Source organism: Pseudomonas sp. 57B-090624 (genome assembly GCF_003234055.1).
Classification (GTDB): domain Bacteria; phylum Pseudomonadota; class Gammaproteobacteria; order Pseudomonadales; family Pseudomonadaceae; genus Metapseudomonas; species Metapseudomonas tohonis.
Map to the genome: position 1 here is coordinate 1 of NZ_QKRU01000125.1, position 9,895 is coordinate 9,895.

The window sequence follows — 9,895 nt, forward strand, 5'->3', positions numbered from 1 at the left end:
GGCAAGCAGGTGGGCGGGGCGGACGTGCCGCGGCTGATCTACGTGCGCTGGCAGTCGCTGGTGGAGCCGCAGACCTACGAGGCCTATATCGTCATTCCTGAGACCGCTCGACAGGCGATGCTCAAGGGGGAGAAGGCGTTTTGCAAAGCTGATGCGAAATGGATTACCGACTACCGCAACATGCTGACGGTCGGCTTGGCGCCCGGGGGCATTGCCAAGGTCTGGCTGATGGGCGCATGCCTGCCTGCCATCGACGTGGCGCGGGTGCAGGGCAGCGTGGTGAAGCTTGGGCCCTATGGCGGGACATCAGGCGGGAAACATCGGCCGCTGTCTGCCATCTCCCAGGCCTATATCGAGAAGCACGGTATTCCCTATGGCTCGTGGTAGGGCGGGCAACCCAGGGCAGCAACAACGCTACGGGGAGCCCCTGTGGTTTGTGCCTTGTGCACCGCCGTACCGTGCTTTCGGCTGGCCTGAACACCTGATGCGTTGCCTGAACTGCACATAACCCATGGATTCGTAGGCGCGAATTCATTCGCGACAACCTCTCCGGCCACACGCACCAATCGCGCGCACCTGTAGGGGCGATTTCAATCGCCCAGGGGCAACGCCGTTGCCCCAAAGGCCCCTCCCTGCGAGAGGGGCCAGGCCCGCGTCAGCGGGTCCAGAGAGGCAGCGCGCCCATCTTCATCAGCTGCCAGAAGTCCTGCTGGTTGCTGCGGCACAGGTCCACCATCACATCCATCAACGCACCCTCGCGGACGTCGTTGAGAAAGGGGCCGGGAGTACCTTCGCGCCGGCCCGCGTTGTCCTGGATGATCGACGCGATCATATGCACCGCATTCAGACGTGAATCCAGGCGCTCCAGCAAGTCGTGCGGGCGTTGCTGCTGCGTATCCGTGCTCATGCCGACACCTCCTGGCCGTTGGCCATGAACAGCGGCAAATCCCGCCAGGCCACCCACAGCTCACCCTGCCAACGCACCACGCCCAGCTGCCGGCCCTCATAGATCAGCGTTTCACGAGTGGGAGCCGCATCGGGCGTGCGGTGGTAGTCGTGCATCGTCGGCACCAGCACCTCGTTCACCCAGCGGCCCACATCGCTGTGCTTGGGTTTGCCGAACTGGAACAGCGCCCGGTAGGCGCCGATATCGCTGATCACCACCACTTCTTCATGGAAGTCGTCGGTGTAGCTGAGGGAGAGGGTTTGCTGCTGGTGAGGCTCCAAGGCCGGGAGCAAGGGGAGGGCATCTGCCAGGCCGATCAACTGCGCGAAATCATGGGCAACGAACCAGGGCTGGTTGTCGACCATCACCGCGCGCAGGCGTTGGTGATGGTGATAGAAAACGAGGGGGGTGAATGCGTTTTTCATGGTGAATTTCCTCTTGCGATAGGAAGACTCCACCACCCGCGCTGTCATCGAGGGTGGCAGATCGCGCGGGGTTGACAGACCGAGGCAAGAGGACCCGGCAGACCACGAGGGTCTCCCCACGCGATCCGCCATATAGCGTTGCAGTTGAAAACTGCATGCGAGCAAGGGCCTGCAGAAGCAATTCGCCGCTTCCGCATGCACCGTTGAGGCGCAATCGCGCCTCTTGCTTTCGGGCTGTCAAACCCGGCCACGGGATTTACCGTGGCTGGGGGAGGATAGGGAGGAGGGAGTGGGAGGGCAAGGGAGTTGTGAGTGCTTTATGCGCGCTCATGGTCGTGTCCATTGCGCACGAAGAATCTACTTAGAATCCTCTAGGCTAATCAATTCTCGCTTACTCCAACTAAACGAAAATCTTGAGAAGCAGATCTTTCTAATTTTCTTGGGCTGAATTGTGGAAATTAGTACTCGTCACAGTCTTGTTCGTAATCCCATTTGGTCTCATGCAATTCTTTGATGTCCCTAGGCGGCATCCGATATATATTCCTAAATTTTCTCTGCTCCTGATGGATCAGGTTATGGCAGGTGTTGCAGAGCGATATAAGGTCTATATCGTTTTCAGCACCTAGCCTGTCGTAAACAATGTGATGCACGCATTCGGCAGCTAATTTGCATGCTTGGCATTGGTGGTCGTCCCTCTGCAGAATTCTGGTACGAGTTCTTTCCCATTCTGGGGAATCGTAATAGGTCCCAAATCGGGAGTTGTCTTTTACCGCTATCTCACCACTTTGGATTTTCTCTTTTATAATCCTATGATGTTCTTCGTGCTCGCGCCTCCAAGCATTTCCTCTTCTTGTGTACCAAGCATCCAATGCCGCTTTGCAGCGCTCTTTAAGTTGCTCGTCGAAAAGTGGGAGGGCTGAAATAGCTGGGTAGTTTCTTTTGCTGGCTGAGCCTGTGTGGTGTCCACATAGAATGCACTGGAGAACTACAGCGGTGCTTCCATTTTTATATGTGCGTATACGGGCTTCTGTGTTGCTGTGTTTGCAGTCTTCGTGTTCTGGTTTCGGATCGTTAGTTTGAAATCTGGAATCAAATGCTTCTATGTCAAAGTTTGGTATGGAATTATCTTTATTTATTTCTTTAGAGAAAACCGCATCGCGGGCCAAGCTCCAGTGTCTCCATTCGGAGTGAAGTCGCTCGCGAAGTGAGTCATCAAATGCTGGCAATGTACCGATCTGGTAATCTTTTTTTTGGAGGGCTCTGGCTTGGGAGCCACAGCTCAAGCACTGAGCTACTACGTGTAGTGTCCCGTCTCGAAATTCTTTCTTCGTTACCTGTGTCTGGTTATGTTCGCAGTTTGGGTCGGGTTTTGAAGGCTCTGGGTACTCAAGAAGAAATTTCTCTACAGCAAGCTCTGCCTTGCTTTTGAACTGATCAATTTCCCTTTCCGGTACTGAAAATTTAAGGGTTATCTCTCTGATTTCTGAGTTCAGCTGTATGAGTTTATTTGCTGCAGCCTCTTTGGCTTTTTTTGTGCTCTCTGAATTATCTCTTATGCAGGTTGCGTCGAGTTCTTCAATTCTTAATTTAAATAGTTTTGGCAGGTACTCATCAAGAGGGTTTTTTTCAAAAGGATAGCCCATGGGCAAGGCACCTACATTTAGATTTTTTGCTGCTGGGTTAGCAGTTTAGTCAGTATATTTGTTCTCAGCGTAATTTCTTTGCGTATCCTTTGTTTGCATGTTTTTTTATATAGCTGTTGAGGCCGCGCCCAGCGATGGCCAAGATTTTCATTTGCTCGATATGTTGCTGTCCCGCACTTTGATAGTTATAGAGATAAGTTGCTCCTGTTGTGAATTGCACAGTTATTGAGTTGTTTTCGATTTCATAAAAAGCAACTCCGGAGTCTTTGCCTAGGTTTTTGTATGGTTTCATGTACAGTGCTCCACGATTTAATGTATGAGTTGACGTTTTGTTTTGGGTGAATTGCCTGGGCTGTAATTAGGGTGAGGGCATTCTGAAAATTCCTCTTTGTTGTGTTGGTGTTTCGAAAGTTAAATTTATCGCATAAATGCTTGAATGATTAGCTGCAAGCCCAACCAATACCAGCAGAGAGATCTACTTCCGCACATAGCTCTTCCTCCCTCCCGGCGTCATGCAATAAACCCCACCACGCGGCCCAGTGCAGAACGTACTGGTACCGCATGCGCATTCACTGGACGAGTCGGCAAAGCGACGCAGGGAGGGCGATACCTGATTGGGTGTTGAGCGTGAGGAGCCAAGGTAGGAAGAGCAGCTGCGTTTCGATCCACTGATCGAACCGTCATTGCAGAGAAACAGATCGCCGTCGCAGCGGGCGATGCCGCCCTTGCTGCCGGAGCACGGCGTATTGCCGGCGTACGCAGGCTGCGAAAGCGCAGCGAATGCCAGGGCGAGGAGGAGAAGGAGGCGGAGTGGTCCAGTCACTGTGAGCATCCTTGCAAGTGATGGCCCGATGCTATTCCTCAAGTCTTACTAAAGGCAAGGTATTGGCTTACGGCTGATTACGTGCCCCTTGTTGAGCGCCACCTGAGCCATTTCTCCTCATCCACTCACTCCATTCCCGCCGTTTCCCCCGTCGTCCACTCGGACGATTCCCCCCTCTCCGCAACCCGCCAGACTGCCGTCCAGCCCAGTAATCACCACAAGGCAGTCCCATGGAATTCGCGTTCAGCGATGAGCAGGAGATGATCCGCGCGTCCGCCGAGAGCTTTCTCGCGGATGTATCCGACTCCGCCGCCGTGCGTGCGGCGATGGCGTCCGAGCGGGGGTATGACCCCGAGTTGTGGCAGCGCCTGTGCACGGAGATGGTGTGGCCGGCCATTCATATTCCCGAGCAGTACGGCGGGTTGGGGCTGGGGTTCGTCGAGCTGGCGATTCTGCTGGAGCAGATGGGCCGGCGCTTGTTCTGTTCACCCTTTTTCGCCACCGCCTGCCTGGCCACGCCGGCATTGTTGCTGGGCGGCAGCGATGCGCAGAAGGTGCGCTGGTTGCCGCAGCTGGCGGAGGGCAGCCTGACCGCGACCCTGGCCTATGCGGGCAATAACCGCGAGGGGCTGGAGGCGGTGCAGGCGAGCGTGCGCGCCGAGGGGCGGGGCTTTGTGATCGAGGGGCGCTTGCGCCAGGTGCTGGATGGCCACGAGGCGGGGCTGCTGGTGGTGGCCGCGCGGGGCGATGAGGGCGTCGAGCTGTTCGCGGTGCCCGCCGATACGCCTGGCATCCGCCGCCGGCTGGTGCCGACCCTGGACCCGACCCGCAAGCTGGCCCAGGTGGATTTCGAGCATGTGTATGTACCGGCCGATGCGCGCCTGGGGGCAGTGGGGCAGGGCGGGGCGTTGCTGGAGCAGGTGCTGCAACTGGCCTGCGTGGCCCTGGCGGCGGAGCAGACCGGCGGCGCCCAGCAGGCGCTGGACCTGACCCTGGCCTACACCGCCGAGCGCCAGCAGTTCGGCCGCGCCATCGCCAGCTTCCAGGCCATCAAGCACCGCGCCGCCGACATGATGCTGGAGGTGGAGTGCGCGCGCTCCGCCGCCTATTACGCCGCCTGCGTGGCCGAGGAAGCGCTGGCCGCCAACGGTGACGCGACGGTCGCCGCCGAGTTGCCGCTGGCCGCTGCCCTGGCCAAGTCACGTTGCTCGGAGGCGTTTTTCCACTGTGCGGCGGAGTCGATCCAGCTGCATGGCGGCGTCGGTTTCACCTGGGAATACGACCCGCACCTCTACTTCAAGCGCGCCCGGGCCAGCGAGGCCCTGTTCGGCGCGCCGGCCTGGCACCGCGAGCGCATCGCCGCCGCCCTCCTGGGAGATATCGCATGAAGATCCGTTTCAGCGAGGCGGACGAAGCCTTCCGCCTGGAGGTGGCCACCTGGCTGGCCGACAACCTGCGCGGCGAGTTCGAGCCGCTGCGCTTTCGCGGTGGGCCGGGGGACGAGCACGGCTTCCCCGAGGAGCGCAAAGCCTGGGAACGCAAGCTCGCCGAGGGCCGCTGGACCTGCGTCGGCTGGGCGCCGGAGCATGGCGGCCGGGGGCTTTCCATCAGCCAGCAGGTGATCTTCCACGAGGAGTACGCCCGCGCCGGCGGACCGGGGCGCATGGGCCACATCGGCGAAGGGCTGGCCGGGCCGACCATCGCCGCCTTCGGTACCGAGGAGCAGAAGCGCCGCCTGTTGCCGGGCATCGTCAGCGGCACCGAGTTCTGGTGCCAGGGCTACTCGGAGCCCAGCGCGGGCTCGGACCTGGCCAATGTGAAGACCCGTGCCGTGCTGCAGGACGGCCAGTGGCGCATCAGCGGGCAGAAGGTCTGGACCTCGCTGGCCCACGAATCCGAATGGTGTTTCGTGATCGCCCGCACCACGCCGGGCAGCGTCGGTCACCAGGGGCTGTCGTTCCTGCTGGTGCCGATGCGCCAGGCGGGGGTGACGGTGCGGCCCATCGAGCAGCTCACCGGCACTTCGGAGTTCAACGAGGTGTTCTTCGACGAGGCGCTGACCGACGGGGCCAATATCCTCGGTGCGCCGGGGGATGGCTGGACGATCGCCATGGCGCTGCTGGGCTTCGAGCGCGGCGTCTCCACCCTCGGCCAGCAGATGCTGTTCCACAACGAGCTGGAAGAGATCATCCGCATCGCCCGCGCCAACGGGGCGGCGCGCGACCCGCTGCTGCGACAGCGCATCGCCGAGGCCTGGGGCGGGTTGCGCATCCTGCGCTACAACTCGCTGCGCATGCTCTCCGGCGCCCAGGACGGCTCGCTGCGCCGCGAGGCGATGATCTACAAGCTGTGCTGGGCCAATTGGCACGTGGCGCTGGGCAAGCTGGCCATGGACGTGCTCGGCCCCGACGCCGAACTGCTCGACGGCGCGCCCTACGCGCTGGGGCGCCTGCAGGCGATGTTCCTCTTCAGCCGCTCGGATTCCATCTACGGCGGCAGCAACGAAATCCAACGCAACATCATTGCCGAACGCGCGCTGGGCATGCCCCGCGAGCCGCGCGTGCGCGCCTGAGAGGTCACTGCATGAACGTTCCCAACTACGTCCCCGGCCACGGTTTGCTGCGTGGCCGCTCGGTGCTGATCACCGCTGCCGCCGGCGCCGGCATCGGTTATTCCGCCGCCCTGCGCGCCGCCGAGGAAGGCTGCCGCGCGCTGATGATCAGCGACATCCACGAGGGCCGCTTGCAGGAGGCGCGGGAGAAGATCCGCGCCGCCACGGGCCTGGAGCAGGTGCATGCGCAGGTGTGCAACGTGACCGACGAAGCCCAGGTGCGCGCCCTGGTGGAGGCCGCCGAGCGCGAACTGGCGGGGGTGGATGTGCTGATCAACAACGCAGGTTTAGGCGGCTCGCGCCTGCTGGTGGAGATGAGCGACGAGGAGTGGCAGCGGGTGCTGGACGTGACCCTCACCGGCACCATGCGCATGACCCGCGCCATGCTGCCGAAGATGATGGAGCGCCAGGGCGGGGTGATCGTCAACAACGCCTCGGTGCTCGGCTGGCGCGCGCAGAAGGAGCAGAGCCATTACGCCGCCGCCAAGGCCGGGGTGATGGCGCTGACCCGCTGCGCGGCGGTGGAGGCGGCGGAGCATGGCATCCGCATCAACGCGGTGAGCCCGAGCATCGCCCTGCACGACTTCCTCAAGCGCTCGGCTCCCAGGGAGCTGCTGGACCAGCTCGCCTCCCGCGAGGCCTTCGGCCGCGCCGCCGAGGTGTGGGAAGTGGCCAACGTGATGATGTTCCTGGCCAGCGACTACAGCTCCTACCTGACCGGCGAAGTGCTGTCGGTTTCCAGCCAGAGGGCCTGAGCATGACCCGCATCTTCGAAACCCCCGCTGCGTTGTTGCAGCGGGTGGGCGAACCGCTGGGCGAGAGCGAGTGGATCACCCTCGACCAGGCGCGCATCGACGGCTTCGCCGAGGCCACGGGCGACCACCAGTGGATTCACGTCGACCCGGTGCGCGCGGCCAGCGGCCCCTTCGGCGCCTGCATCGCCCACGGCTACCTGACCCTGGCGCTGGTGAACCTGTTCCTGCCGCAGCTGCTGGAAGTGCGCGGCGTGGCCATGGGCGTGAACTATGGCTGCGACCGGGTGCGCTTCCCCAACGTGGTGCGCGTGGGCAGCCGCGTGCGCGGCCGCGCCGAGCTGGTGGCCGCCGAGGAAGTGAAAGGCGGCGTGCAGGCCACCGTGCGCGTGAGCGTGGAGATCGAAGGTGAGGAGCGGCCGGGCTGTGTGGTGGACACCATCAGCCGGTATTACGCGGCCTAGTGCGATGCATCTGTTTTCTGTGGGAGCGAATTCATTCGTGAAAGGGGCGCGAAGCGGCACCGCTCTTCGGGGCAGCCCTGCGGGCTGCATCGCGAATGAATTCGCTCCCACGATGGCCCCCAGTGGGCCGATGACCATGAGGACACCAGGATGAAAGAAGCCGTAATCGTTTCCACCGCCCGCACGCCTATCGGCAAGGCCTTCCGGGGGGCGTTCAACGACACCGAGGCGCCGGCGATGGGCGGGCATGTGGTGGGCGAGGCGTTGCGCCGCGCCGGTATCGCGCCGGGGGAGGTGGACGATGTGATCATCGGCGCCGCCGCCCAGCAGGGCACCCAGGCCTATAACCTCGGGCGCCTCTGCGCCATGGCCGCCGGGCTGCCGTCGAGCGTGGCCGGCATGGCGGTGGAGCGCCAGTGCTCCTCGGGGCTGATGAGCATCGCCCTGGCGGCGAAAGGCATCATCTGCGACGAGATCGACATCGCCGTCGCCGGTGGGCTGGAGTCCATCTCCCTGGTGCAGAACAAACACAAGAACAGCTACCGCAACCAGTCCGAAGCGGTGCTGCTGCACGACCCGCGCGCCTACATCCCGATGATCGAGACCGCCGAGATCGTCGCCGAGCGCTACGGCATCAGCCGCGAGGCCCAGGACGAGTACGCCTACCAGAGCCAGCTGCGCACCGCCCGGGCCCAGGCCGCCGGGCTGTTCGACGCCGAGCTGGCACCCCTGGCCGCACAGCGCCTGGTGGTGGACAAGGCCAGCGGCGAGAGCCGCCACGAGCCGGTGACCCTGACCCGCGACGAGTGCAACCGCGCCGACACCAGCCGCGAGAGCCTCGCCGCCCTGGCGCCGGTGTGGGCGGGCGGCCAGTGGACGGGGCCCGGGCGCTTCATCACCGCCGGCAATGCGTCGCAGCTGTCCGACGGTGCTTCGGCCTCGGTGCTGATGAGCGCCCAGGAGGCGGCGCGCCGTGGCCTGGAGCCCCTGGGCCTCTATCGCGGCCTGGCGGTGGCCGGCTGCGACGCCGACGAGATGGGCATCGGCCCGGTGTTCGCCATCCCCAAGCTGCTCAAGCGCCATGGCCTGAGCGTGGATCACATCGGCCTGTGGGAGCTGAACGAGGCCTTCGCCTGCCAGGTGCTGCATTGCCGCGATGCACTGGGCATCCCGGACGAACGCCTCAACGTCAACGGCGGCGCCATCGCCATCGGTCACCCGTTCGGCATGTCCGGTGCGCGTATGGTCGGCCATGCGCTGATCGAGGGTAGGCGCCGTGGCGTGCGCTACGTGGTGGTGAGCATGTGCATCGGCGGCGGCATGGGTGCCGCCGCTCTCTTCGAAGTCGCTTAAGGAGCTTTCTATGATCAGCCCGCAACAGATCCAGCAGACCATGGCGCGTTACATCGAACTGGTGGACGCCTGCGATATCGACGGCATCGTCGCGCTTTATTCAGCCGAGGCCACGGTGGAAGACCCGGTGGGCAGCCCGCTGCACCGTGGGCGCGAGGCCATCGCGCAGTTCTACCGTGAGGGCCTGGGCCGCGCCAACGCCCGCGCCCGACAGACCGGCCCGGTGTCCGCCAGCCACGCCGGCAGCGGCGCGGTGCCTTTCTGCGTCGACGTCGACTGGAACGGCGCGCCCTGCTCGATCCAGGTGATCGACGTGATGGAGTTCGACGACGACGGCCTGATCCGTTCGATGAAGGCCTATTGGGGTGAGGCCAACGTTGTGCCCCGGGACGCGTCGTAAGCCCGGAGCCTGCGGCTCGGGATTGATGGGTTTCCTAGCTCTACCCATCCTGCGAGGGAGTCACCGTAGGATGGCGTAGAGCGAAGCGAAACCCATCAGTGCGTTTCAAGTCGGAACGGTGTTTCCGGAGCCGGGTACCTACGGATTCACGCCGGCCGCATCGATAAAGGCTGGTTTCTCCCCGCCGCCATGCACGCAGATGTCCGCGCCGCTCACGTAGCTGGAAAGCGCTGATGCGAGGTAGAGGCAGGCATCGCCTATGTCTTCCGGCGTGGCCATGCGTTGCAGGGGAATGCCCGCCGCCACCCGCGCGACGCCTTCGGCATCGCCGTAATGCAGCTCGGCCTGCTCGGTGAGGATGAGCCCGGCGGTCACCGCGTTGACCCGCACCCTGGGTGCCCATTCCACCGCCAGGGAGCGGGTGAGGTTGAGCAGCCCGGCCTTGGCCGCGCCATAGGCGGCGGTGCCGGGGGAGGGG

General features: G+C 62.9%; 13 protein-coding genes. 7 read left to right on the top strand and 6 right to left on the bottom strand.

From position 1 onward, the window contains the following. Nucleotides 1-387 (top strand): DUF2931 family protein (locus DMX10_RS31050; RefSeq protein ID WP_146603096.1); only part of this gene is annotated, 387 nt, incomplete at its 5' end. A 268-nt stretch (nt 388-655) separates the two neighbouring features. On the opposite strand, the gene DMX10_RS31055 is transcribed toward DMX10_RS31050, so the two are convergent. From DMX10_RS31055 to DMX10_RS33380, 5 genes are all read right to left on the bottom strand, one after another. Then, a complete protein-coding gene (locus tag DMX10_RS31055) occupies nt 656-907 on the bottom strand; it encodes a hypothetical protein (RefSeq protein ID WP_111264707.1) in 252 nt (83 codons plus the stop codon). Next, nucleotides 904-1,371: a BRO family protein gene (locus tag DMX10_RS31060; RefSeq protein WP_111264708.1), complete on the bottom strand. Its 468-nt coding sequence runs from the start codon at nt 1,369-1,371 to the stop codon at nt 904-906. Before DMX10_RS31060 ends, DMX10_RS31055 begins: the two co-directional genes overlap by 4 nt. A 458-nt stretch (nt 1,372-1,829) precedes the next feature. Then, entirely contained in the window at nt 1,830-3,014 is a 1,185-nt protein-coding gene (locus DMX10_RS33035; protein ID WP_178083033.1) for an HNH endonuclease, read from the bottom strand. Nucleotides 3,015-3,078: 64 nt separating this feature from the next. Continuing rightward, on the bottom strand, nt 3,079-3,306 hold the full coding sequence (locus DMX10_RS31070; RefSeq protein WP_111264709.1) for a hypothetical protein: 228 nt from the start codon (nt 3,304-3,306) through the stop codon (nt 3,079-3,081). Nucleotides 3,307-3,489: 183 nt separating this feature from the next. Further along, nucleotides 3,490-3,846, bottom strand: a complete 357-nt coding sequence (locus tag DMX10_RS33380) for a hypothetical protein (protein ID WP_236209792.1) — start codon at nt 3,844-3,846, stop codon at nt 3,490-3,492. A 221-nt stretch (nt 3,847-4,067) separates the two neighbouring features. Between DMX10_RS33380 and DMX10_RS31080 the strand changes: the two genes are divergently transcribed. The 6 genes from DMX10_RS31080 to DMX10_RS31105 all read left to right on the top strand — a co-directional run bounded on the left by DMX10_RS31080 (nt 4,068) and on the right by DMX10_RS31105 (nt 9,417). After that, nucleotides 4,068-5,225: an acyl-CoA dehydrogenase family protein gene (locus tag DMX10_RS31080; RefSeq protein ID WP_111264710.1), complete on the top strand. Its 1,158-nt coding sequence runs from the start codon at nt 4,068-4,070 to the stop codon at nt 5,223-5,225. After that, entirely contained in the window at nt 5,222-6,409 is a 1,188-nt protein-coding gene (locus DMX10_RS31085) for an acyl-CoA dehydrogenase family protein (protein ID WP_111264711.1), read from the top strand. The genes DMX10_RS31080 and DMX10_RS31085 overlap by 4 nt, the downstream gene beginning before the upstream one ends. A gap of 11 nt (nt 6,410-6,420) precedes the next feature. Further along, nucleotides 6,421-7,203 carry an SDR family oxidoreductase gene (locus tag DMX10_RS31090; RefSeq protein WP_111264712.1) on the top strand — a complete coding sequence of 261 codons (783 nt, stop codon included), beginning with the start codon at nt 6,421-6,423 and terminating at the stop codon, nt 7,201-7,203. Nucleotides 7,204-7,205: 2 nt separating this feature from the next. Further along, a complete protein-coding gene (locus DMX10_RS31095; RefSeq protein WP_111264713.1) occupies nt 7,206-7,664 on the top strand; it encodes a MaoC family dehydratase in 459 nt (152 codons plus the stop codon). A 150-nt stretch (nt 7,665-7,814) separates the two neighbouring features. Then, nucleotides 7,815-9,017, top strand: a complete 1,203-nt coding sequence (locus tag DMX10_RS31100) for an acetyl-CoA C-acyltransferase (RefSeq protein WP_111264714.1) — start codon at nt 7,815-7,817, stop codon at nt 9,015-9,017. 10 nt (nt 9,018-9,027) lie between these two features. Next, the gene (locus DMX10_RS31105; protein WP_111264715.1) at nt 9,028-9,417 is read left to right on the top strand and encodes a nuclear transport factor 2 family protein; all 390 of its coding nucleotides are present in this window, start codon (nt 9,028-9,030) and stop codon (nt 9,415-9,417) included. Between the two features lie 138 nt (nt 9,418-9,555). Here DMX10_RS31105 and DMX10_RS31110 read toward each other — a convergent pair. Beyond that, nucleotides 9,556-9,895: SDR family oxidoreductase (locus DMX10_RS31110; protein ID WP_146603097.1), on the bottom strand; the 340-nt coding region annotated here is incomplete at its 5' end.

Coding starts and splice junctions, on each gene's coding strand:
- DMX10_RS31055 (WP_111264707.1), bottom strand. CDS start 907: ATGAGCACGGATACGCAGCAGCAACGCCCGCACGACTTGCTGGAGCGC.
- DMX10_RS31060 (WP_111264708.1), bottom strand. CDS start 1,371: ATGAAAAACGCATTCACCCCCCTCGTTTTCTATCACCATCACCAACGC.
- DMX10_RS33035 (WP_178083033.1), bottom strand. CDS start 3,014: ATGGGCTATCCTTTTGAAAAAAACCCTCTTGATGAGTACCTGCCAAAA.
- DMX10_RS31070 (WP_111264709.1), bottom strand. CDS start 3,306: ATGAAACCATACAAAAACCTAGGCAAAGACTCCGGAGTTGCTTTTTAT.
- DMX10_RS33380 (WP_236209792.1), bottom strand. CDS start 3,846: ATGCTCACAGTGACTGGACCACTCCGCCTCCTTCTCCTCCTCGCCCTG.
- DMX10_RS31080 (WP_111264710.1), top strand. CDS start 4,068: ATGGAATTCGCGTTCAGCGATGAGCAGGAGATGATCCGCGCGTCCGCC.
- DMX10_RS31085 (WP_111264711.1), top strand. CDS start 5,222: ATGAAGATCCGTTTCAGCGAGGCGGACGAAGCCTTCCGCCTGGAGGTG.
- DMX10_RS31090 (WP_111264712.1), top strand. CDS start 6,421: ATGAACGTTCCCAACTACGTCCCCGGCCACGGTTTGCTGCGTGGCCGC.
- DMX10_RS31095 (WP_111264713.1), top strand. CDS start 7,206: ATGACCCGCATCTTCGAAACCCCCGCTGCGTTGTTGCAGCGGGTGGGC.
- DMX10_RS31100 (WP_111264714.1), top strand. CDS start 7,815: ATGAAAGAAGCCGTAATCGTTTCCACCGCCCGCACGCCTATCGGCAAG.
- DMX10_RS31105 (WP_111264715.1), top strand. CDS start 9,028: ATGATCAGCCCGCAACAGATCCAGCAGACCATGGCGCGTTACATCGAA.